The sequence below is a fragment of the Verrucomicrobiia bacterium genome, from assembly GCA_035629175.1.
Classification (GTDB): Bacteria; Verrucomicrobiota; Verrucomicrobiia; order Limisphaerales; family DASXHY01; genus DASXHY01.
Genome location: DASPIL010000107.1, coordinates 45,907 through 68,449, shown reverse-complemented (window position 1 = coordinate 68,449; position 22,543 = coordinate 45,907). Strand labels below are relative to the sequence as shown.

The window sequence follows — 22,543 nt, the reverse complement described above, 5'->3', positions numbered from 1 at the left end:
CGTGGTGGCAGTGCGAACGCAATGCCACGCTTCATTGTTGAAGTCGAATCAAACGGTGCAACGCCTGCCTCGCCCGCAATCAGGGGCGGGCGTAAGCTTTCTCCACGCGAGCCAGCTCCGCGCTGCTGATCGGCAGTACGGATCCGTGGCGGAATCGGAACGGGAAGGTAAAACCTTCGCCGGCATTGAACTGCCCGCCCGCGAGGTCATGGGTGACGTAAGGCTGGTAGCCGCGACCGCGACTGTAGTGATCCAGAATCAGGCACCACGTGGGCGGCTTGCCCTCCGATGCGGGTTCCACCAGGTAACACTCCGGCCCTTCATACCCGCGAAGATCCTTCAGCGAAAAATCGGGAACGTCCCGCCACGGTCCCATCAGCTTCTCGCTGGCTTCCATGATGATTCCCTTTGACTGTTCATCCTTGGTGAATCGCACGTAGTTCGTTCCGCTGCGGACGATCGTTGTGTCGATGACGGTTGCGGCCTTCTCGATATAAACGAACGGTTCGCCGAACGTTTGGAAATCCTTTGTTCGCGCGGCCCAGATGCGATGCTTGCGGAATTCATCGCGCCGGGTCGTTGACGCCCAGAAAACGAGGTAGTCGCGCGCCTCCTCGTCGTAAATCGCTTCAGGCGCCCACGTGCAGCCCGCGTCCTCCGCCGCCACCCGCACCAGCCGGGGTTCGGACCATTGCACGAGGTTGGTGGATTCCCAGATAACGATGGAGCGGCTGCCGGCTTCCACCGCGCGTTTCCAATTCCGATTGAGGTTGATGGAAAGGTCGGTGGCGATGAGGTAAAACCGATGGCCATCGTGCGAGCGCAGCAGATAGGGATCGCGCACGCCTTTTTCGCCCAGCGCGCTGACGAGCACGGGTTCGCCGCCATTGAGTGCGTTCCAGTTCCGGCCGTCGCGGCTTGATGCAAAATAAACCTGTTCGGTCATCGGACTTTGCTCACCCTTGAAGGTGACAAAAAGAAAACCGCTGTCGGCTGCAAAGACTTCGACCGCCAGGAACGCGAGAAGGAGACAAATTGTTTTCATAGAAGTATTGCTTGCCGGGCGTTGTTGCCAGGCTGGGTGACACAATGAAGTCTGGACTGATGAAATTGCAACCCTGGGACAGCGGCGCGCTGGAAAATTTTCAAAGCTCGAGCCTCCACCAATGGCCTGATTTTCGCCGCAACAGGACTCCTGGTGTGGTACTTTTTGGCCCTGCGAGTTGTGGTGCACGCGCCTTTCTTGACAACAAATCCAGCTCGCCTCAAGCTCGCTCCCAGTCGAGAACCATTCACCATGAGAACCTGGAACTGCGCGGCCTTCTTTTCGATCGCCATCCTGATGCTGGCCCACGCGCGAGGCCAATCTGAGGAGGCGATCACACACCCTGTCGAACCCCTGCCGGAAATCGCGTCGGAATCCTCCACCTCCAACGAGACTCTTCGCGCATACCTGCAACTGCAGCAGCAGATTCACGACGCGCAGCTCGCCATCGAGCGGACGCGCGTCGAAGCCGAGCAGGCACGCGTCCAGAATGCGGAACAGTTGGAAAAGCAGGTGCGCGACCTGGACCAAAAGCTCTCTGCGCAGCGCGCCGATGAGGCGAAATTCCTGGTGTATGTTCTCGGAAGCTTTGCCGCGTTGAGCTTCCTCGCTGTGGCCGTCACCGCTTATTTCCAATGGCGAACGGTCCATCGCATGGCTGAGATGACGTCTGCACTCAATCTGGATCGCTCGCTTGCATTGCAGGGGTCAAACCGCTTGCAACTTCCGGCAGGCGAGCCTGCACAGGCGCCTGTGGACTTCTCCAACAGCCGGCTGTTGAGCGCGGTTGAACGACTTGAGAAGCGGATTCTTGAGCTTGAACGCGCCGCGGCAGTTCCGCTGGCTCCGGCGCCCGAGCAACTTGCCGTGGAACGCGAGCCAGATCTCGAAGCCATTCAGCTGAATGCGGAAGCAGTTGCCGCCGAACCCGGGTCTGCGCGGGAGTTGATGGAGCGCGGCCAGAAGTTGCTCGATGAAGATCAGCCCGAGGCCGCCGCGGAAATATTTGACCAGGTGCTCGTTCACGAGCCAGATAACGCCGAGGCGCTCGTCAAGAAGGGCGCCGCCCTGGAGAGACTCCGCCGGCTCAACGAAGCGATCGCCTGTTACGACCAGGCCATTGCGGCGGACAGTTCATTGACAATTGCCTATCTGTACAAAGGCGGGCTCTTCAACCGCATGGAACGCTATGGGGAAGCGGTCGAATGCTATGAAATGGCATTGCGGACGCAGGAGAAAACGGTGCACGAATTGAAGCACAGCGTGTCGCAAGCCGGCTGATCGGCTGCGTCAGACAACATCCGAATAATTCCGGCTGGGATCGGGAAAGGCGTAATAAACCCGGGCTTTGGGGACCCACAACCGGTAAGCCATCTCCGCCGCCGCGCGGGCTGTGCGAAAGTTCAGAGCCCGCTTCACGTCAGAATCCCATTCGCCTTCGCGAATGTAGAACATTCCCGTCTCGCCGTTCTGCAATAACACGCGCATTTGTAAAAGCCGCCGCTCCTTTTCAGACCCTGCGGCCACGGGTACCATCGCCCCTCAGGAATCCTATGGCGACTCGACGCCGTAATACGGAGCAAGTTGCCAAAACTTTCAATGATTCTGTCCCCGATCAAAAACCCTTTGAAAAGCGCACCTGCCGTGCGCTCCCCCTCCTCGCTCAGTTAAATTCCAGTCGATGCTTGTCGCGCTCGATCTCGAGTTGCTTGCGAATGATCTGGATTTTGGCCTGAATAAGCTGGCGGTTTTCCGCATCCTTCACCGACAACTCCTTTTCCAGTTCCGCGATCCGCGTTTCGTAGGCTGACAGCCGCTCCTGCAGCGGCGCCTGGATTTTCTCGAGGCGCGCCTCCAGCTCCGCGACCTCAACGGCCGCGCGGCGATGCGCATCCATCATCTCAGTCCGTTGACTCACGAGCTTTTGGGTGAAATGCGACGCCATCCAGCCGGCCAGCTGCGACATCACCCCGGAACGTACGGCAGCCTGCGCCTTGGCAGCCTGCTGTTCCGCCTGAAGGGCCCGCTCCCGCCAGGCTTGCTCTGCGGGAGTCTCAAGTGGAACTGACGCCACAGGCAGCCGCGCATAGGGAATCAGGTCCATTTCCGGTGTGCGGCGCGGGCGTGAGGTAATGAGGATGAAGAGCAACAGCGCCGCAACCGTGCCGCCGGCCCACAGCCAAGGTTTCAGGTCCTGCACGGCTTCGGGGGCGGCGACTGCGGGAACAATTGATTGCGCCGGTCGTTCCAAAGGCGTTTGAATCTCTGTTTTTTCGGCCAGTTGATCCAGGGCGGCCTTGATTTTTCGATCCACTTCCTGACCGCGCCGGACGAGCACCGTGCCGGGTTCATAGCGATCCGCGATCAACAGCCCGCCGGTGCGTTCCTCGCGCAACGCACGGGTGAGTTCTGCTTCCATTTCGCAGTTGGGTTTGATGAAAGACGATACATACCGGCCCATCGTCCGTTCCTCCGCCGGAAACGAATTCAGGAGCTCGGCCTTGGCTCGTGACACAGAGATGAAGTTCGTCTTGGCCACATTGATCCCGCGCTCATTCGCAAGTTTGGCCGTTACTGTTTCATTGTCGGCCACCGAGATCAGACGAATTGTGGAACCGACCCAGATATCCTGCGGCGCCGTGTCTGGCCGCACATATTGCTTCATGGCAGCGCGCAACGGCGCGATCATCGCGTTTGCAATTTCGGCATCGGCCTGCCCCTGCACCCAAACGCGGGCCAGTTGCGGACCGACCGGGGATAGCACGTTCTGCTTTTGGAATTCGCCAAGGAAACGCTGGAAGGCGGGCGACAGAAGCTCAGAGTCAGGCAGAGTCCGCGCACCGAACCGCGTTTCAACCGCATCAAGGAAGTTCGATCGGGTTCGATCGAACGTTGAGCGGAAAGCGGCTTCCACTTCGCTGATGCCGTGCGGCAAGTAGCGGTAAATGACGGGAACGCGCTGCGCCTCCCGTTGCTTCAGCGCTTCCGTTGCCTCCAAGTCCACCACGACGAGGGGAACGGGCGTTTTGATCTCCTGATCGGCCTTCTGGCCAATCTGGTAAACGGGCAGCGCGCTGGAAGAAAGTGTCAGCAGCGCAACGGCGGCCACGAACCCGAAGGTGCAGTTTCGAATTACCATAGGAATGATTTATGTTCGCCCAACAAAACGTCGCCTTCCCACAAGGTCGCCCTCCAGGCCGTCACCTCCCCGAATTGCGTGTAATCTTCCCCCAACAGTGGAAGTGAAGTCCAGCGCCTGAAGAACGACGGCTTCACCGCCGTTTCAAGGATCGTTCGCGTCGGAAGATTTCCCCGTGCTGCCCCGCGCAATTCCAGGCGCAACAGCACAGGCGCGGTTTGCGGCCCCTTCAGTTTCCAATGCACGTCAAACCGAATCCCCGAGATCAGGTTCGTGTGTTGCCGCAAGTGCGCCTGATAGGCGTCCCGATCATAAAGGCTCGGCGCAAGCGTGTGCCGTCCGTCATTATCGAGCAGGTGCGGCAGCACCTTCATCACACGACCCTCTGCCGCGCGTGCCGGGGTTGCAACAGCCGCGCACAGGAAGAGTAACAGCAGGAAAGCGGAACACGGACGATGCATGCAGCTAGAAATATATCCGCATTCAAACGGACTCAATGCTGTTTTGAGAAATCCTGCAAAAGAATTCCCAGGGATCGGTTCACGTGGAAAATCGCCAGGAAGGATTCCGCGGCCGCAGGGTCGTTGAGAACCACAGCGCCCTCCCGGATGCGCGCCACGGGGCCGCCCTCCAACTGCAGCGGATAACGCTTCCGCATCTCTGCCGCATATGCTGGAAAACTGTCGCACCGCGACGCCTCAAGGCCGCGGCGGTTCACGATCCGAAATAACCCGGCGCTTCCAGGGCAGCTCTGTTTCATCAACTCCACCGTCAGCCTGCCCATGGTATAACGTGGATTGATCTCCACAACCGGCTTCAGGCGGCATGTTCCAGATGCATCACGATACACAAAGGCATCGACGCCAATCGGACCGCGATAATTGATGCAACGCAACTCATCTTCGAGTTGCCGGCACAGATCAGCGAAGATGTCGAGCATTCGCCGGGAAATGTCGGGAAAACCGGGAAAATGTGAAACCACGGCGGCGGGGATGCGCTTGTGATGGTGCGACTCCGCCCAATTCGCCTGGAACTGACCCCTGGCATCGTTGATCAAACCCGTGTAGCCGCAGAGCTTGAGCCCGTCGTCATTCATCTCAAGCTGCAATGAAAAATCAACCTCCCGCTCCAGCCACGGTTCAACCACAACCTTACGCCCGGCAGTGAGTGCCTTCTCCAGCCATCGCCGTTGTGTTGTGCTGATTTCAGGTTCAAAGAACCGCAAAGCATTTCCACCCGCCAGTCCGAACGCCTCCTTGGCGACAACACGCTGATGTCCGCGGCTTCGGATCGATTCCACCGCTTCCAACGCGCCCTCCAGGTCCGTCACCGCGCGGCCTGCAACATGGGATTCGCAGAGCATGGGATCGTTCCGATGATCCAGAAATTTGCGAAGGAATTCCGCGCTCCATGTTTTGGAGAAAAGCCGTGCCACATCGCTATTGAATCGCTGCTCCAGGGTCCGCTTCTCGGCGGTCACATTGGCGGACAAAGGACGCAACAATTCCACGCAGTGCGGCGACCAAGCCCAGGGACGCAGCCTGCCCAGTTTGCGGTTCGCGAGACCGGAATCGCCGTCTCCCGCGGACCGGAGTTTCGATGTCAGAAAAAATTCGCGCAGGCTGAATCCGGCTTGTTTGATCGAACTGAGGAATTGAACTGAGGGCTGCTTCGAGACGAGGACGATGTCGTCTTCCCGGCAAAGGAATTGCGGAAGAGTCTCCAGATCCCGCGCCAGCTGTTGTTGCGCGCGGTTCGGATTGAAGGTTTTCCCGTGAGCGATCTGCGCCTCAGCATGAGGATTGAACAGGAACACGCTCGGTGTTCGGCCCTTTGATTGCGCGAAGACATCCAGCCTCGCAATGAACTCGGGATCGAGACCCGCCGCGCGGCGGCCTTCAATGTTCAGCGAAAAACCCTTCGCGCGCTGCGGCGACAGCGGGAACTTCAATTGCCGGCAGAATGCGTCCCAATCGCTCTCGTTGGGATTTTTCCATCGCCGGAACCACTTTAACCCGTAAGCCACGTGGCCGATTTCATCACGATAAATCCTCTCGAGCAGAGCTGCCGTGTCACGGTCGCCCACCCGCGCAAACCCGCGCGAAAAGTGGCGCGCAAAATCAAGGTTTGCCTGTTCGAACGTGAGGCAGAGACTCGAGACGTAATCCATCGGGTTCTCCATTGATGAAACGGTCCGCCAAAAAAAGCCGCTGACAGGGATTTCACCGAATGCAATGCCGCACGCACGCATGCGTTCCATGTACAGACGCGTGTGTTCCTGCTCGTCCTTGAGCGTTTGCAGCACCCCCTTGCGAAAGGCGGCAGGCGCATCCGGAAAGCGCAGGAGCACCAGCGCCATGAGTTCCGTTGCAAGCAGTTCGTGGTTGGCGAAGAAGTGGAGCAGACGTCCCCGTTCTCGGGGATTTTCCAGCGCATGCAGTCCGGGAAAATCAGCCTTTCCTGAACCCGGCGGCTTGAAGAGCAACTCCTTCGGCCGGCCGGGAGCCACCGGAGCCTGGGCCGCAGGACCCGGTTGCTCATCCGTCAGGCTGGCAGGCCGCCGAAGTTTTTCTTCGAGCGATGTCGCATACAAGACGCGTTCCGCAAATTCTCGAACTTCCATTTCACCCTGAAGTTCCGGGTTCGGGCGGCAAATCTCAAACTGAATTCCCAATTTGCGCCTGGCTCGGTTCAACGCCATCATGCGCCGCATGGCACGTTCCCGCGTCATCGGCCTGTTGCTCGCCCTGGTTACCCTGCTGCTCTACCTGCCCGTCCGGCAGTTTGAATTCGTCGTGTTCGACGACCCGGATTACATCCTGGAAAACCGATATGTGCTGGCCGGAATCACCCTTGAAGGAATCCAATGGGCGTTCACGACGCTGCACGTGTCGAACTGGCATCCGATCACGTGGTTGTCGCACATGATCGATTCCGAATTGTTCGGGCCCAATCCCGCCGCGATGCACCTCGTCAACGTCATGATTCACGTCGCGAATTCTGTCCTGCTTCTGCGGCTGCTGCTGCAAATCACAGGCAGGATGTGGCCATCAGCCATCATCGCCGCGCTGTTTGCATGGCATCCGTTGCACGTGGAATCGGTGGCATGGATATCCGAACGAAAGGATGTATTGAGCACCTTTTTCGGACTGCTCGCGCTCGGCTCCTACGCGCGCTATGCGCAATCGGATTCAAGCCGCACGCTTGCGGAGAATGCAATTGTGCCGCGGTCCAGGGACTACGCCATGACGGTGGTCTGGCTGACGCTTGGGCTCATGTCAAAACCCATGCTCGTCACACTGCCGTTCGTGATGCTGCTCCTCGATGTCTGGCCATTGAACCGGTGGCACAAGGATCAGGCAGGATCCGGGTTGCGACGCGTTGCCGAGAAGTGGCCGCTCTTCGTACTGACGGTTCTTTTTTGCGTGATCACGTTTGCCGCCCAGCGCGGAGAAGCCGTCGTGGGACTGGAACGCCTCCCCTTCGGCGCACGCGTTCTCAATGCCATCGCAGCCTGCTTGTTCTACATCGGAAAAACCATTTGGCCTGCCGGATTGAGTGTCATTTACCCGTTGAACAGTGTTCCGTCTGGCAAGGTCGTCGTCATCGCGCTGTCATTGTTGGCGGGGGTTTCAGCGGCTGCAATCCAATTGCGCCGGTCCGCGCCTTTCGTCGCTGTCGGATGGTTTTGGTTCCTCGGAATGCTGGTCCCCGTGATCGGGCTGGTTCAGGTGGGGGGACAATCGATGGCCGATCGATACATGTATCTTCCGATCGCCGGCTTGTTGATCGTTGTCGTTTTCGGCCTCGAAAAATTGGCCGCGCGGATCAAGGCGCCCGACGCAATGCTGTTGGGAGTGGGCGCCGTCGCGGGCGTTCTTTGCCTCGGCGCCACGCGTCATCAACTCGGGTTTTGGAAGGACAGCGAAACCCTGTTCCGCCGCGCGCTCGCAGTAACGGAACGCAACGAGATCGCGCACATCAATCTTGGAGTCGCTCTTGAGCAAGCGGATCGAAAGGACGAAGCGCTTCAGCAATATTACCAGGCGCTGACCATCAGCACGAACCGCGCGCAAACGCACAACGACATTGCAAACCTGCTCGCCGACCTCGGGAAGCGCGACGACGCGCAAAGGCATTATTTGCGGGCGCTTGAACTCAAGCCCAACGCGCCCCTCGCACACCAGAACCTTGGCACGCTGCTCGCCGAGTCAGGGGATTTCGCCGGCGCCATGAAGAGCTACCAGGAGGCGGCGCGCCTGGCGCCGGAAAGCGCGACGCCGCATTACCTGATGGGAAAAGCCTGCTGGCGCGAAGACCGTCATCCTGACGCGGTGGCGCACTTTCGTGAGGCCCTGCGGCGCGATCCCCAGGACTTCCAATCGCTGACCCTGCTCGCGCGCGTGCTGGCGACCAGCGGCGATGCGTCCGTGCGGAACGGAGTCGAATCCGTGATGCTCGCGGAGAAGGCAAATCAACTCACCGCCTCGCAACAACCCTTCGTATTGGATGTCCTCGCCATGGCGTATGCCGAGACAGGCAACTTTGGAAAGGCGGCTGAAGTCAGCAGGCAGGCTCTTCAAATCGCCCGCGAAGCCCAAGTTCAGGAACTCATCGACGGATTGGAAGCCCGCCTGCGGCTTTACGAGTCGGGCACGCCATTTCGCCAGCCGCAGCGCCCGAACATGCCTTCAACTGAGTCGACTCAACAGCTCCGTTGAATGTTCAGGCGTTGCGGCTGAGCCGTGAAGACAGCACGGCTTGAGACGGCTCTGGCCCAAAGTGAAATCCCCGATGATCCTCGTATCCGAGTGGAGCTTCCGCTTTCAGGATCTTTTCAAATAATCGCACCAGCAAAACGGGCGCATGCGGAGCGGATGCGTTGGAATTCGCGATCCTCTGCTCCTGATCAGGCTGGGGATGTGGCAGGGCTTGCATGGGGAGATCCTCTGGAGTCGAAGGGCAAGGAGCTTTCCATCGGTTGGCGGGTTGTTGATCAAAATTGCAACCGATGCTCCTGGGTTTTGGCGAAACCAACATTTTACGGCGGCTGAATGCCAAGCTGAAACACTGGCGAATCGGAGATTGAACGTAACAGTTTGAATGCGGCTCCCCTCTATTGGCGACAATGCCCAACTGGCCGGCCATGTTATTTCTCCGCGAATCCTGTCACACTTCGCACTCCAGGCACGAACGATCGCAGTGGCAGCCCGAACAACCTGCAACCCGCAACGAACAACGAAAACTATGCCCCAGCTCAACATCAGCCACCCCGCGAGACGATTTTCCCGCTCGATCCAGACCGCTCTGCGAATGGCTGGCTTCATTGGCGCCCTTGTTTTTGCCTTAATTGGCGAACGTGCCTCAGCAGCAGCCAATGATTGGCCTGCGATTTCCAGCATCCAGCGTCCGTGGACCTACTGGTGGTGGATGGCGAGCGCTGTGGATGAAAAGAACATCACGCGCGAACTCACGCGCTACCGCGATGCTGGCTTGGGCGGGGTTCACATCATACCGATCTACGGCGCCCGTGGATTCGAATCCAATTACATCACCTATTTGAGCCCGCGCTGGATGCAGATGCTCGACTACACTGTCCGCGAAGCGCAGCGACTGGGATTGGGCGTGGATATGACCACGGGAAGCGGCTGGTGTTTCGGCGGCCCGAATGTGACCGACGCGGACGCGAATGCCTCGCTGGTGTCGCGGCAACTCGACGTTGCGGCAGGAGGCGTGATTGAAGGCAATTTCAAGACGAATGCTCCGCAGGCGTTGATGGCATTCGGCTCCAATGGCGAAAGAATCGATCTGCTGCCTCGCGTGAAGGACGACGGTTCGGTGGACTGGAGCCCGGAAAGCGGTTCGTGGAAAGTCTTTGCCATCTCGCAGCGTCCGTCGCCCCAGAAGGTCAAACGGCCCGGGCCTGGCGGCGAAGGCTGGATGTTGAATCTCTTTCACGCTCCTGCAATGACGCATTTTCTCGAATGGTTTGGGGAACCATTCATCCACTACAAAGGTGCGCGGCCGCGGGCCCAATATCACGATTCCTACGAGTATCGATCTGAGTGGGCGCCCGGCCTGTTCGATACGTTTCAGCAACGCCGCGGTTATTCGCTGCGCGATGAGCTTCCCGCATTCTTTGGGCTCGAAGGAACCGAGCGCGCGGCTCGCGTGAAGTCGGATTATCGGGAAACGCTTTCCGATATCATGACTGAAGTCACCCTGCCAATGTGGGTAAAATGGTCGCACGACCGCGGGTACATCACCCGCAACGAGGCGCACGGTTCGCCCGGAAACCTGCTCGACCTGTATGCGCTTGCCGACATTCCCGAGACGGAAATGTTCCACACGGACCGGAATAAAATGATTTCCAAATTCGCGTCCTCCGCCGCGCATGTCGCAGGACGTCCGCTCTGCTCGAGCGAAACGGGCACGTGGCTGAAAGAGCACTTCACTGAAACGCTTGGCGACATGAAGCATCTGCTCGACGACCTTTTCCTGTCGGGCGTAAACCACATTTTCTATCACGGTTCATGTTATTCGCCAGACGAAGCGGGCTGGCCCGGCTGGCTGTTTTATGCTTCGTACGAAATGAACCCGCGCAATTCTGTGTGGCATCACGTGGATGCGCTCAACCTTTATGCGGCTCGATGCCAATCCGTGTTGCAGGCCGGATCTCCCGACAACGATGTCCTGGTCTATTGGCCGATTCACGACCGCTGGAACGACGCACGCGGGATGGTGCAGCCGTTTACAGTTCACGCCCGCGACTGGTTTGAACAGCAACCGATCGGCCATGCTGCCGAATGGCTGTGGCAGCGAGGCTATCAATTCGACTTCATCTCGGACAAGCAGCTCGGCGGCGCCCGCGTTCAGAATGGATTTGTGCGCGTTCCCGGCGGTGATTACCGCGTCATACTCGTCCCGGCCTGCGAGTTCATGCCGCTTCCAACCCTCAGCAAACTCGTTCAACTCGCCGAGGCCGGAGCCACCGTTATTTTTGAAAAACAGCTTCCCCGGGACGTGCCCGGATTGGCCAATCTCGAAAGCCGGCGGGAAGCTTTTCAACGCAGGCTTGATGTCGCCCAAAGGATCGCGCGAAGAAACGAGCCGGGAACTGGTGGAATCCTGATCGGCGCGCTGGAGTCCGTGTTTCCTGCCAGCGGCACGCCGCGTGAACAACTCTTCGATGAACCAGGACTGATGTGCATTCGGCGCAAGGTGGATGATGGACGGTACTACTTCATCGCCAATCGCGGCACGAATGCATTCGAAGGATGGCTGCCGCTTGCGACTGAAGCCCGCAGGGTCGTGCTGATGGACCCGCTGAGCGGCGCGACGGGGGTTGGTCGGATGCGTGCGCGGTCAACTCAAGGTGCTGACCTGTACCTGCAGCTTCCCCCAGGCGCTTCAATCATCGTCCGTACACACAGCAAACAACGCGTGCGAGGCGCAGAGTGGAATTACTTTGCGGTTGCGGACAACACCGGGCCGTTGCCCCTTCCCCCAGAGTGGAAGCTGAACTTTGTGAAAGGCGGTCCCGAGTTGCCGAACTCCGCGGACATCGGAAGGACAGCGTCATGGACGACCCTGGACGATACCAACGCACAACGCTTCGCGGGAACGGGCCGTTACACGCTGCGCTTCGACGCACCCGGATCACGCGGAAAAACGTATCGCCTGGATCTCGGCAATGTCGGACAGAGCGCGCGCGTGACGCTGAACGGACGCGGCCTCGGCACGCTCATCACAGCCCCGTTCACATTGAACGTGGACAATTTAAAACGCCGAGGGAATGTGCTCGAAGTGGAAGTTGCAAACGTCTCAGCAAATCGAATCCGCGACCTGGATCAACGCAAGGTGAACTGGCGCAACTTCCGTGACATCAATTTTGTGAACATCAACTACCGTCCCTTTGACGCCTCGGAATGGCCGCTCACCGATTCAGGCCTGCTCGGACCCGTAAGCTTCACGCCATTGGCAAAGCTCAAGCCGCAATGAGCGGGCGCGATCAATCAGGCGCGCAGAGTGGGTTCACGCGGCGAGAACCTGTTGCTCGCCTTCCGTTCGCGCGATGATCACGGCGCCGCAACTGTCGCTGAAGACATTCACTGCGGTGCGGCACATGTCGAGGATCCTATCGACCGCTAGGATGAGTCCCAATCCCTCGGCGGGAACTCCGACGGCATTCATGATGATGACGATTGCAACCAGGCTTGCAGCCGGAATTCCCGCGACGCCAATGCTTGTCAGCAGGGCAAGCAGCACCACTGTGAACTGCGCGCCGAGTGAGAGTTCCACCCCGTAAACCTGCGCAATGAACAACACGGCCACGCATTCGTAAAGCGCGGTTCCGTCCATGTTCACGGTCGCGCCCAGCGGCACCACGATTCCCGAAGTTCGGCTCGACACGCCCGCCCGTTGCTCGATGCACTTCAAAGTCAGCGGCAGGGTCGCGGACGAGGATGCTGTGGAAAATGCCGTGACCAGCGCAGGCATCATTGCGCGGAAATGGCGGACCGGATTGACTCGTCCGATCAGCCGCACCAGCAGCGGCAAAAACACAAATAAATGGAGGGCGAGCCCAGCGACAACCGTTACGAAAAACAATGCCACCGTGCGAAAGACGTCCAGCCCGGTTGTCGCGACGACTTTAGCGACAAGGGCAAACACCCCGAGCGGCGCGAAGAGCATCACCCAGTTTGTCACGAGAAGCATGACCTCGTGAATGCCTTGGAAAAATCCAAGCACCAACCGATGCCGTTCACCGGTGAGGCGCCCGGCGAAGTAGCCGAACACGATGCTGAAGAAGATCAGTCCGAGCATGTCGCCATCGGCCGCGGAGCGAATGACATTCTGCGGAACGAAACGCATCAGCACATTCATCACCGTCCCCGCGCCCGTTCCCTCAACCTTCGCGAGCTGTGTTCGAGCCTCCTCAGTCATCGCGAGTGGCGCAACGCCGTCTCCCCGCGTGCCCGGCCGGACAAAGTTCACGAACATCAAGCCGATCAACACGGCGATGAATGTGGTGCTGACGAAGTAAATGAGGGCTTTTGTTCCGATTCTTCCGAAGTCGCGGCCGGGACCGAGACTCGCCACGCCGCTAATGATCGTGGCGACGACCAGTGGGACAACGAGCATCTTCAACAAGTTGAGGAACAAATCTCCGACAACTTGAAGAATGGATACGACCTTCAGATCCCCAATGCTTGCATCAGGATCGATGACTGCTCCGAAACCCACACCAAGGGCAATGGCGCCCAGGATTTGGAGGTGCTGCGGAATTCGCTTCATGCGGCGGCATTCTGCGATGGCGCCCTCAGCATCGTTCAAATCTCAACTTTGAGATTGGAAATCTGAGATTCTATTTGGTGGGGCCTGATTTCTTTCCGCCGCGCATGGCGAGAAACAGCATGAGCGCTCCGAAGAGAAGCAGGATGATGCCCCAGATCAGGTTGATGTTGATCCCGAGCGAGCGTTGCAGCACTTCGGGATTCGATCCCGTGAGCATCCCATTGATCGTCAGCAGTGCTCCGATGAGCGTGAACATGAGGCCGATTGGCCAGCGTAGGTCGAGTCCCATAAAAGTCCTTCGGTGCTTGGTTAAGGTTTACCAGAAGATGATGTTCAGGATCACACAGGCGATCAGCAGAATCGTTCCGACCACTGCAGGACGCACATACCAGGCCTGGTTCTCGTCTTTGATCTTGGGCGTGAGCGAATAGACCAGGCCCGTCAGCTCTTCATTGGTTTTGGTCCGTTTGGTTGCCAGTGAAATCACGAGCGTCAGGACAAAACACACGATGAACGCGAAGGCGGCCAGCCAGAAGTTCTGCGCCATTTCGCTCGGGAATACCTGCTTCACGGCCAGATAGCCGCCCTTCACCCCCGGCGCGTTGCTGCCCGCAATGGTCAGGGCATGGAACAGGGCGGAAGCACCAATCCCTCCGAAGAGCCCATAGAACGCTCCCGTCGCAGTGCAGCGCGCCCAGAACATTCCCAGCAGGAACGTCGCAAACAGCGGCGCGTTCACAAATCCGAACACGAGCTGAATGATGTCCATCGCATTGTTGTACTGCTTGGCAAAGTAAGCGCAGGCGATGCTCAACAGGATTCCCACCACTGTGATCACCTTGCCCATCCACATGTAATGGGAGTCGCTCTTGTTGGGAGCGAAGTAGGCTTGATAGAGATCATAGGTCCAGACGGTGTTGAAGGCTGTGACGTTGCCCGCCATTCCGGACATGAACGATGCCAGCAGCGCTGTCAATGCGAGCCCCAGCAGGCCCGGCGGACAATACTTCTTCACGAGCGAAAGGATCACGCCGTCGTAATCGTATTCAGCCACGGCGTCGTGCAGGCGCGTCTTGATCTGGTCGTCGTTCAAGGTCGGAGCCTGGCTTACAAGCGCGACCAGTTTCACGTTGTCCATCTTCTTGCCCATGGCTTTCGTGATGGATTCGACAGCCGCATTGGGATCAGCGGGGCTGGCCTGCTTCACCACTTCCGCTGAAGCGGTATACACCTGCGAACTGATCGGCGGCGGCGGGATGCGAAAGCCTTTTTCAGGCATCGCCGTAAGCGCAACAGCGATCATTCCCGGAACAATCACCAGGATTGGAAAAATCATTTTCGGCACCGCCGCGACAAGAGGGGTGTTCCGGGCGGCCGTCATGTTCTTCGCCGCCATGGCGCGTTGAACCACGAGGAAGTTGGTGCACCAGTAACCAAACGACAGCACAAAGCCGAGTCCGAAGACCATTGCGAAAATATCGACGCCCATCGGATTGTTGGCGGGGCCGGCGAGCAGCGGCTGCCATGCGCTGGTCCATGCATTCGGCTCAAAGGTTTTGCCAGCTTCGGCCAGGTAAACGCCTGAGGGATTGGTTGCTACCGTCTCCAGGGTCTTGTTCATGGCACCCCAGCCGCCAACGTCCTTCAGCCCCAGGTAAACAACGGGAGCAAAGCCCAGCACAATCATGAAGAACTGCAGCACCTCGGTGTAGATCGCGGAAGTCAGGCCACCCTTGAGCACATACAACAGCACGACGCCCGAGCAGATCCACAGGGCCAGATGGTAATCCCATCCCAGCAACTGGTTCAGCAGCTTGGCCAGCGCGTTCATCGAAATGCCTGACGCGAAGACGGTCATGACGGCGAACGCGACGGAATTCAGCGCCCGCACGCGTTCATCAAACCGCATCTTCAAGTACTCGGGAACGGATCGCGCCTTTGAGCCGTAGTAAAACGGCATCATGAACACCGCCAGAAACACCATCGCTGGAATCGCGCCCACCCAATAGAAATGGCTCGTGGCGATGCCATATTTCGCGCCGCTTGCCGCCATCCCAACCAGTTCCAACGCTCCCAGGTTCGCTGAAATGAACGCAAGTCCGGTCACCCATGTGGGGATCGATCGTCCCGACGTGAGGAAGTCGGACGAACTTTTCATGTAGCGCTTGAGGGCAAACCCAATCCCCACAACGGCGGCTACGTAAATAAGCAGGATAGCGTAATCAATTCCACCAAGGTTGATGGTCTCCATAGTTGGTTCCAGTTCTGTGTTCGGTTCTGTTTCTGCCGTTCGCGGTGTTGAGGTGTCCGCAAGGTCCGGACAAGTCCGGCTGAGCGAATCACACTCAACCGGCGCTTACCAGCGAAAACTATGTGAGCTTATTGTGCGGCTTGACTACTTGAGTGAATGCCGCGCGATTTCCTCCGGCGTGTCTCCGCGCCGCAGCGGCCGCAGGCGGAAACTGTAGCTGTAATCCTTCAGCGGAATCAGAAACTCACGATGCGGCCAGGCGCCCCAGCTGTTGTCCCCACCCAGGCCCTGTTGCATCAAATCAATGTTAAGTGTCACGTAGTCGCGCTTCGGAATTTGATGGAGGTGATTGCCCGAATTCAAATCCTCGGTCTCATGATGCAGCGCATTGACACTCAACAACGGCATCCCCGTGGCAAGCAAACCCACGCCGCGGCGATTCGTCAGCGCCACCCAGCGCACGTCCACCTTGTTGCCGGTTTCTCCCGGGATCGAATAATGCGGATACAATTGTTCCGCAACCGTGCCGCTGTAGACGCCCACCTTCGCGTCTTTGCGATCAACGTACGTCTCATGCGGCCCGGGTCCCAGCCACGTGATCCGATCGAACCCTTCAGGCAGGGTCATCTGCATCCCAAGCCGCGGCAGCGCAGGCAGGCTGGTCTGGCCCGGAGAGAATCGCGCGGACACCACCACATCCCCCCTGGGATGAATCGTGTAAGTCGTCGACCAAACCGCATCGCCTGCATTCGGGAGCGTGGTCTCGGACGTCACTTCCACGACTTCGCCCCTCTGCTCGGCTTTGAAATTGCGGTTCGCCCGTTCTTCATGCGCCGTGCGCCAGGCGCGCTGCGGATAACCATTGCGTCCGCGCCGGCCGCGGTCATTGTCAGTCAGGGCGCGCCAGAAATGCGGAACCAGCGGCGTTCGGATCAATTCGGTTCGGCCTGCCTTCCACGATTTCATTCCTGCCCCCCGATCAAAGGAAATTTCAAAATCGCGCCCAATCACTCGCGCCGTGTCGCCGTTTTGAACCAATCGGAGATTCGCGCGGCGCGGGGCGGAACCCACTTCCGCTGGAGCTGAATCCGGCAGCTTGAACTCGTCCCACGCGACCTCATGTCCTCGCTTCGCCCATGGCTCGTTTGCTTTGAGGATGAAGCTGATTTCCAGAAAGTATTCAGCACCGGGTGCGGGACGAAACTCCTTTACGGGAACGGTGAATTGCAGCGTCGCGCCAGGAGCAATATCCAGTTCAGGCAACGCGCCGGATTGAATCACCTTTCCATCCTGTTTCAACTTCCATTCACCGCGTGCGATCTCCTTCACGTTGATGAAGTCATACCAGTTCTTCGCCTCGAACGTGCGCTTTCCAAGATCGATGGCTTTGGTATGAACGTATTGATACACATGCTTCATCTCATACGCGCCCGGATGCGGATCCCGATTCGGAGCCACCACGCCGTCGCTGCATGAATTCAAATCGCTCGGCGTTCCGGGAGGGCCGTAGTCACCGCCAAAGGCCCAAAAGAATTCATCTTTCCTTCCAGGCACACGCTCCCTCTGCGCCTGATCCACCCAATCCCAGATGAAGCCGCCCTGCAGATACGGTTTGCTGTAAATCTGGTCCCAATACTTCCACATGCCTCCGAGGCTGTTGCCCATCGCGTGGGAATATTCGCACATGATGTAAGGCCGATCGCGCGGTTCCGCCGCATAGCGCGCGAGTTCGTTCGGGCCCGGATACATCGGACAAATGATATCCGTGTGCGGACGGCGCCCCGCCTGTTCGTAATGGACCGGACGGGTCGAGTCACGCTGCTTGATCCACTTTGATGTCGCCTCGAAATTCGGGCCATCGCCCGCTTCATTACCCAGGGACCAGATCACAATTGAGGGGTGATTCTTGTCGCGCTCCACCATGCGGACGGTTCGATCCATGTGAGCCTCGGCGTAGGAAGCGTCCTTCGCCAGCGTCCGGTTCCCATAACCCATGCCATGGCTTTCGATATTGGCTTCGTCGATGAGGTAAATGCCGTACTGATCACAAAGATCGTACCAGGCCGGCACGTTGGGATAATGGCAGGTACGGACCGCATTGATGTTGAACTGCTTCATCAACTCAATGTCCTGGACCATTCCTTTCATCGTCACCACCTGGCCATGATCCGGATCGGTCTCGTGCCGATTCACGCCCTTGAAGAGGACGCGTTTTCCATTCACGAGCAGGTTGCCGTCGCGAATCTCCACCTCGCGAAAACCGACATTGACAGGAATCACTTCCATGATCTTCCCATCAAGGTCCTTGAGGGTGACCAGCAGCTTATAAAGGTGTGGGGTTTCTGCGGTCCATTTCAGCGGATTGGTGAAGGCGGCGTTGCCATCGAGCAAACGCTCCTCGCCCGCCTCGAGGGTCTGGTCGAATGCGTGGGAAAAGACCGAATCTCGATTTGGATTGAGGACGTCCACCTTGATGTTTACGGTCGTCCTCTCGCTGCCGTAGTTCACGAGGTGCAACTTTCCGCGCATCTCGGCATCGCGATATTGAGGATCGAGATCGGTTGTGACTTCGATGTCGCGCACATGCACGCCGGGCGCGGACCAAAGGTACACGTCGCGAAAGATCCCGCTGTAACGCCAGAAATCCTGGTCTTCAAGATAGGAGCCGTCGCACCAGCGGAAGTTCTCGACCGCGATCAGGTTTTTGCCGGGCTTCAGGTATTTCGTGATGTCGAACTCAACAGGCGTGCGGCTGTCCTTGCCCATTCCGGCCTTCTGGCCGTTGATCCAAAGGTAGAAAAAGGAGTTAACTCCATCGAACGTGACGAAGATCTTTCGTCCGTCCCAATCCTTCGGCAAATCAAACGAGCGGCGATACGCATTGACGGAGTTGTTGGGATCGTCAGGCGGAACGAACGGCGGATTCCAGGGCTCCGGCCAGGGATAGCGGATGTTCACAAAGATCGGCACGCCCCAGCCTTCCTTCTCGACATTGGATGGCACGCGGATCTCTGGCCATTTCGAATCGTCGAAGTCGGTGAGGCAAAAATCCGGAATGCGGGTGAGAAGATTTGAGCTGAGATGATATTTCCAGTTGCCATTCAGCGAGCGATAGAAGGGCGACTTCACACGCTCTTCGTTCGACACCGGACCGATCGACAGTGCCGTCTTCACATCGGGGCAAATCACCATGGTGGCATGCATCCGCTCATTGTTAACGCCTGTGAGTTTAGGCCGTTCCCAGTCGTTGGTTGCATCGGCTGCGGCGCTGGTGAGGACCACATTGCCAGCGATGGCCAGCGCGGTCAGCAGTGTTTCAAAACGGCGCCATGAGCGGCCCGCGCAAAAATGGCTAACAGAGTTCATCATGACCTTTCGATAGAGGATCGAAGCCTTGAACGAAGAGGGTGGAGCCAATGGTGGGGATTGAACCCACGACCTACGGTTTACGAAACCGTTGCTCTACCACTGAGCTACATTGGCGTTCGAAAAAAGGAACTCGCATAAATTACGGGCTTCGGCCGACATGGTCTATAAAAAACTCGTTCGCACAGGGCGCGTCAAGAAACTCACCCCCACCCAATCGGGTGAAAGGTCACTCCCAGGAGAATGCCCCTCTCAGGGATTTCTTCATTCCCGTCTTGGTTGCGGCGTTCCCAAGTATTTAAGGATGCGCGCGCGTCTTCAGGCGCTCGCCATTAACTGATTGCCCGCAGCGGGGAATTGACCTAGTTTTTGCCGCAACACGCGCGAGTAGCTCAATTGGATAGAGCGTCGGCCTCCGGAGCCGAAGGTTGTGGGTTCGACCCCCGCCTCGCGCACCACTTTCCTAAGGATCACATGAAGCTGAACATTTTGTTGCCCTGGATTCTTGCAATCGGACTCGGGTCAGGCCTCGCCGCGGTGTATGTGAAGAGCCAGGCGAAGGAAAAAGAACTAGCCCAACTCCGCGAAACCGCCGCCCTCGCCGAACAGCTCCAGACACAGGTCGCCGAATTCGAATCACGCAGCCAGCTTTCGGAAGATCAAGTGATGGTGTCCCGCAAGGACAAGGACGAGTTGATCCGCCTGCGCGGCGAAGTCAGCCAGTTGCGGGATCAATCCAAGCGGCTCACCCAGGACCTGTCGCGCGCGCAGAGTCAGGCTGAAGCGGCTCGCACCGAGGTCGCCCAAGTCGCGCAAAATGCGCAGTCGAACGCCATGATGGTTGCCAACATTCGCGCCGAACGGGCGTTACAGATGCAGATGAACGCCTGTGTGAACAACCTGCGGCGGCTGGATGGAGCGAAACAGCAGTGGGCTCTCGAGCATCAGAAACCTGCCACAGCCATGCCCCAACCCGCTGAGATCGCATCCTATCTCGGCAATGCCATTCCTGCGTGTCCTGTCGGCGGAACCTATACGTTGAACGCCGTCAATCAACCTCCCACGTGTTCCGACCCGTCGCACAAGCTGCCTCAGCAATAAGCTGGGAAAAACCGACGGGAAAATTGCGTTCGCACCGTTTGGCTGTCGCCTTGCCAGGCGGACTTAATGTTTTGGCCGCAGCAGAATAGCCTTCTTGTCCGTGCCTTCCACTTCCACGCTGTGGGTCTCAACGCCGGGATCATCTCGCAAGGCCTGATGAATGATGCGCCGGTCGAACGCGCTTAACGGCTCCAGTTCCACCACGTCACCCCAGCGCCGCACCTTTTCGGCCGCTTCCTTGGCCTTCTTGACCAGCGCTTCGCGGGCTTCGGCACGATAACCGCCTACATCCACCATCACCTTGGGCGCGGCCGGATCCTGCTGAAACAGCAGGCGATTTGTCAGGTATTGAAGGTCTGAAAGCGTCTGGCCCTGGCGTCCGATCAGCCGCCCGGATTCCTCCGTTTTCACGTCGAGGAGAACGCCATCTTCCAGCGTATGTTCCTCGATCGTGACATCGAACCCGAGCAGTTGCAGAACCTTCTCCAGCGTTTCTTTGGGTTGGGCAGGCATGTCAGTAAAGGGCGTTGGCGAATGGTTCGCGTCTATTTCTTCTTTTTCCCGTGCGCCGTCAAGGCGGGAGCAGGCGCAGGCGTGGGCAGCGGATTCGTTTTCGTCAGCTTGGTCTGAAGAATCGTCAGCAGATTGTTCACGGTCCAATACAGCGCGAGGCCCGAGGAATAATTGTAGAGGAACACCATGAACATGAGGGGCATGTACTTCATGATCTTCTGCTGCATCGGATCCATGCCGGGCGATGGCGGCGTCAAATGCGCCTGCCATAGCATCGTTCCACCCATCAGAAGGGGCAGCACGTTGAACGGAAAATTGATTCCGGGAATAAAGAAGAGCGTGTCGGGCCGCGACAGGTCGGGCACCCACAGGAACTCCGCGCCGCGCAACTCGATCGCGCTGCGGATCATGTAGAAGAATCCGATGAACACCGGCATCTGCAGCAGCATGGGCAGACATCCGCCCAGCGGGTTCACCTTGTTTTCCCGCATGAACTCCATGGTCTTCTGGTTCCGCTTGACCGGGTCTTCCTTGTATTTGTCGGCAATCGCCTTCATCTGCGGCTGCAATGCCGCCATGCGCTTCATGGAGCGGGTGCTTGCCGCAGTGAGGGGCCAGAAGAGGAGCTTGACGATGACCGTAATGACAATGATGCACCATCCGTAGGGCAGGCTGAGCAGATCGTGCAGGCCGTTCATGCCCAGCAGGAGCATTTTCGAAAAGAACCCGAAGAAGCCGCCAAACCACCCGCCAAATCCCATCACGACGTTCACCATGTCGTTGTGCGTTCCCGCGATGCTCGCCAGGGTTTTGTATTCCTTGGGTCCCGCGTAGAGCTCAATGTGGCGATCGATCGCCTGTCCCGGCGCGAGCGTGGCCGCTGCATACACCAGCGCTGCTTCGTAGGCTTTCGGCTCCTTCACCACTCGCGAGTTGGTGCGCATCAACTCAGCACTCGGCGGAGGCATCAACAATGAACGTCCGTAGATCTGATTCGCCGGTTCGCGGGGCATGGCCACGATCGCGAAGAACTGGTTGTGAACCGCGGCCCAGACGACATTGCTTTGTCCGTCGCGATATTCCGTCCGCGGTGTTCCTGGAAAACAACCTAGCGTGCGATTGGCGAACCAGCCGGAACTGATGTCCTCGGGTGTCTCACCATTCGACCAGAAAATTCCCAGGGTCAATCCATCGTCGTCGGGTGTGAGGGGCGTCGCCGTTCCAACCACCCATTTCTGCTCAGGCAACGCAATCGGCTGCTGCGAGGCATTCTGCAGGCGCAACGCGACCGAAACCATGTAGTTCGAGCGGATGGTGAACTCTTTAATGATCGCCAGTCCATTGGGCAGCTGCTTTTCCGCACGGACACCCGTGGGTGTCTCGGAAAGATGATACACGCCGTTGCCGTCAAGCATCGTTCCATCCATTGCAGCCATGGTGGCGATGCGGGCTCCTGCGTTCAGCGTGGGCGCAACACCCTGGCGGCGCTCCCGCGATGTGCTCGCGCCGACGAGGTCGATCTGCTTCAAGCCCCCGCCGTGCGTGCTGAAGGTGTAACGGGCGTTCTCGTTGCTGACCACGAGGGTTTGTTCCGCCACATTCGTGTCCGTCAATTGCGCAATGTTGGTGCCGAGCGTGCTCGTCGCGGGTGAAAACGCGGCATTCGCACTGTTCGTTCCTGCAACAGTAACGGGGGGCACCTCTGCCACGTTGTTGGTCGAGCTTTGAACGGGTACGGGAACGGGTGGATAAAGCCGTGAAATGAGGGCGTTCCAGCCGAGCAGAAGGCCAATGCAAGCGACGATGATGAAGATGGTTTTACGATCCATGA

The 22,543-nt window shown here is 58.3% G+C and carries 16 protein-coding genes and 2 tRNA genes; 5 read left to right on the top strand and 13 right to left on the bottom strand.

What is annotated here, in order from left to right:
• Positions 1–79: 79 nt before the first annotated feature.
• A complete protein-coding gene (locus VEH04_20060) occupies positions 80–1,045 on the bottom strand; it encodes a glycoside hydrolase family 43 protein (protein ID HYG25068.1) in 966 nt (321 codons plus the stop codon).
• A 252-nt stretch (positions 1,046–1,297) separates the two neighbouring features.
• On the opposite strand from VEH04_20060, the gene VEH04_20055 reads away from it, so the two are divergent.
• The gene (locus tag VEH04_20055; protein HYG25067.1) at positions 1,298–2,326 is read left to right on the top strand and encodes a tetratricopeptide repeat protein; all 1,029 of its coding nucleotides are present in this window, start codon (positions 1,298–1,300) and stop codon (positions 2,324–2,326) included.
• A gap of 9 nt (positions 2,327–2,335) precedes the next feature.
• Here VEH04_20055 and VEH04_20050 read toward each other — a convergent pair whose 3' ends face one another.
• The 4 genes from VEH04_20050 to VEH04_20035 form a co-directional block, all read right to left on the bottom strand.
• Positions 2,336–2,533 (bottom strand): hypothetical protein, encoded by a 198-nt coding sequence (locus VEH04_20050; protein HYG25066.1) that lies wholly within the window; start codon positions 2,531–2,533, stop codon positions 2,336–2,338.
• Between the two features lie 175 nt (positions 2,534–2,708).
• Positions 2,709–4,184, bottom strand: coding sequence for a hypothetical protein (locus tag VEH04_20045; GenBank protein HYG25065.1), 1,476 nt, complete (start codon positions 4,182–4,184; stop codon positions 2,709–2,711).
• The gene (locus tag VEH04_20040; GenBank protein HYG25064.1) at positions 4,178–4,645 is read right to left on the bottom strand and encodes a hypothetical protein; all 468 of its coding nucleotides are present in this window, start codon (positions 4,643–4,645) and stop codon (positions 4,178–4,180) included. Before VEH04_20040 ends, VEH04_20045 begins: the two co-directional genes overlap by 7 nt.
• A 32-nt stretch (positions 4,646–4,677) precedes the next feature.
• A complete protein-coding gene (locus VEH04_20035; protein ID HYG25063.1) occupies positions 4,678–6,807 on the bottom strand; it encodes a DUF455 family protein in 2,130 nt (709 codons plus the stop codon).
• A gap of 88 nt (positions 6,808–6,895) precedes the next feature.
• Here VEH04_20035 and VEH04_20030 point away from each other — a divergent pair, with 88 nt between their 5' ends.
• On the top strand, positions 6,896–8,905 hold the full coding sequence (locus VEH04_20030) for a tetratricopeptide repeat protein (GenBank protein HYG25062.1): 2,010 nt from the start codon (positions 6,896–6,898) through the stop codon (positions 8,903–8,905).
• A gap of 4 nt (positions 8,906–8,909) precedes the next feature.
• Here VEH04_20030 and VEH04_20025 read toward each other — a convergent pair whose 3' ends face one another.
• A complete protein-coding gene (locus VEH04_20025) occupies positions 8,910–9,122 on the bottom strand; it encodes a hypothetical protein (protein ID HYG25061.1) in 213 nt (70 codons plus the stop codon).
• A gap of 375 nt (positions 9,123–9,497) precedes the next feature.
• On the opposite strand from VEH04_20025, the gene VEH04_20020 reads away from it, so the two are divergent.
• Entirely contained in the window at positions 9,498–12,185 is a 2,688-nt protein-coding gene (locus tag VEH04_20020) for a glycosyl hydrolase (GenBank protein HYG25060.1), read from the top strand.
• Between the two features lie 33 nt (positions 12,186–12,218).
• Here VEH04_20020 and VEH04_20015 read toward each other — a convergent pair whose 3' ends face one another.
• The 5 genes from VEH04_20015 to VEH04_19995 form a co-directional block, all read right to left on the bottom strand.
• Positions 12,219–13,481: a dicarboxylate/amino acid:cation symporter gene (locus VEH04_20015; protein HYG25059.1), complete on the bottom strand. Its 1,263-nt coding sequence runs from the start codon at positions 13,479–13,481 to the stop codon at positions 12,219–12,221.
• Positions 13,482–13,551: 70 nt separating this feature from the next.
• Positions 13,552–13,770, bottom strand: coding sequence for a hypothetical protein (locus VEH04_20010; GenBank protein HYG25058.1), 219 nt, complete (start codon positions 13,768–13,770; stop codon positions 13,552–13,554).
• A 27-nt stretch (positions 13,771–13,797) separates the two neighbouring features.
• A complete protein-coding gene (locus tag VEH04_20005) occupies positions 13,798–15,732 on the bottom strand; it encodes a sodium:solute symporter family protein (protein ID HYG25057.1) in 1,935 nt (644 codons plus the stop codon).
• 144 nt (positions 15,733–15,876) lie between these two features.
• The gene (locus VEH04_20000; protein HYG25056.1) at positions 15,877–19,101 is read right to left on the bottom strand and encodes a glycoside hydrolase family 2 TIM barrel-domain containing protein; all 3,225 of its coding nucleotides are present in this window, start codon (positions 19,099–19,101) and stop codon (positions 15,877–15,879) included.
• 39 nt (positions 19,102–19,140) lie between these two features.
• A tRNA-Thr gene (locus VEH04_19995) sits at positions 19,141–19,215 on the bottom strand.
• A 264-nt stretch (positions 19,216–19,479) separates the two neighbouring features.
• Between VEH04_19995 and VEH04_19990 the strand changes: the two genes are divergently transcribed.
• Both VEH04_19990 and VEH04_19985 read left to right on the top strand, forming a co-directional pair.
• A tRNA-Arg gene (locus VEH04_19990) sits at positions 19,480–19,556 on the top strand.
• Between the two features lie 16 nt (positions 19,557–19,572).
• A complete protein-coding gene (locus VEH04_19985; protein HYG25055.1) occupies positions 19,573–20,199 on the top strand; it encodes a hypothetical protein in 627 nt (208 codons plus the stop codon).
• Between the two features lie 63 nt (positions 20,200–20,262).
• Here VEH04_19985 and VEH04_19980 read toward each other — a convergent pair whose 3' ends face one another.
• Complete coding sequence (locus VEH04_19980) at positions 20,263–20,712, bottom strand: R3H domain-containing nucleic acid-binding protein (GenBank protein HYG25054.1); 450 nt, start codon at positions 20,710–20,712, stop codon at positions 20,263–20,265.
• Positions 20,713–20,744: 32 nt separating this feature from the next.
• The gene (gene yidC, locus VEH04_19975; GenBank protein ID HYG25053.1) at positions 20,745–22,541 is read right to left on the bottom strand and encodes a membrane protein insertase YidC; all 1,797 of its coding nucleotides are present in this window, start codon (positions 22,539–22,541) and stop codon (positions 20,745–20,747) included.
• Positions 22,542–22,543: the final 2 nt, after the last annotated feature.

Bases quoted from the DNA above. Each gene is read 5' to 3' on its own strand.
- VEH04_20060 (HYG25068.1), bottom strand. From the start codon at position 1,045: ATGAAAACAATTTGTCTCCTTCTCGCGTTCCTGGCGGTCGAAGTCTTT.
- VEH04_20055 (HYG25067.1), top strand. From the start codon at position 1,298: ATGAGAACCTGGAACTGCGCGGCCTTCTTTTCGATCGCCATCCTGATG.
- VEH04_20050 (HYG25066.1), bottom strand. From the start codon at position 2,533: ATGCGCGTGTTATTGCAGAACGGCGAGACGGGAATGTTCTACATTCGC.
- VEH04_20045 (HYG25065.1), bottom strand. From the start codon at position 4,184: ATGGTAATTCGAAACTGCACCTTCGGGTTCGTGGCCGCCGTTGCGCTG.
- VEH04_20040 (HYG25064.1), bottom strand. From the start codon at position 4,645: ATGCATCGTCCGTGTTCCGCTTTCCTGCTGTTACTCTTCCTGTGCGCG.
- VEH04_20035 (HYG25063.1), bottom strand. From the start codon at position 6,807: ATGGAAGTTCGAGAATTTGCGGAACGCGTCTTGTATGCGACATCGCTC.
- VEH04_20030 (HYG25062.1), top strand. From the start codon at position 6,896: ATGGCACGTTCCCGCGTCATCGGCCTGTTGCTCGCCCTGGTTACCCTG.
- VEH04_20025 (HYG25061.1), bottom strand. From the start codon at position 9,122: ATGCAAGCCCTGCCACATCCCCAGCCTGATCAGGAGCAGAGGATCGCG.
- VEH04_20020 (HYG25060.1), top strand. From the start codon at position 9,498: ATGGCTGGCTTCATTGGCGCCCTTGTTTTTGCCTTAATTGGCGAACGT.
- VEH04_20015 (HYG25059.1), bottom strand. From the start codon at position 13,481: ATGAAGCGAATTCCGCAGCACCTCCAAATCCTGGGCGCCATTGCCCTT.
- VEH04_20010 (HYG25058.1), bottom strand. From the start codon at position 13,770: ATGGGACTCGACCTACGCTGGCCAATCGGCCTCATGTTCACGCTCATC.
- VEH04_20005 (HYG25057.1), bottom strand. From the start codon at position 15,732: ATGGAGACCATCAACCTTGGTGGAATTGATTACGCTATCCTGCTTATT.
- VEH04_20000 (HYG25056.1), bottom strand. From the start codon at position 19,101: ATGATGAACTCTGTTAGCCATTTTTGCGCGGGCCGCTCATGGCGCCGT.
- VEH04_19985 (HYG25055.1), top strand. From the start codon at position 19,573: ATGAAGCTGAACATTTTGTTGCCCTGGATTCTTGCAATCGGACTCGGG.
- VEH04_19980 (HYG25054.1), bottom strand. From the start codon at position 20,712: ATGCCTGCCCAACCCAAAGAAACGCTGGAGAAGGTTCTGCAACTGCTC.
- yidC (HYG25053.1), bottom strand. From the start codon at position 22,541: ATGGATCGTAAAACCATCTTCATCATCGTCGCTTGCATTGGCCTTCTG.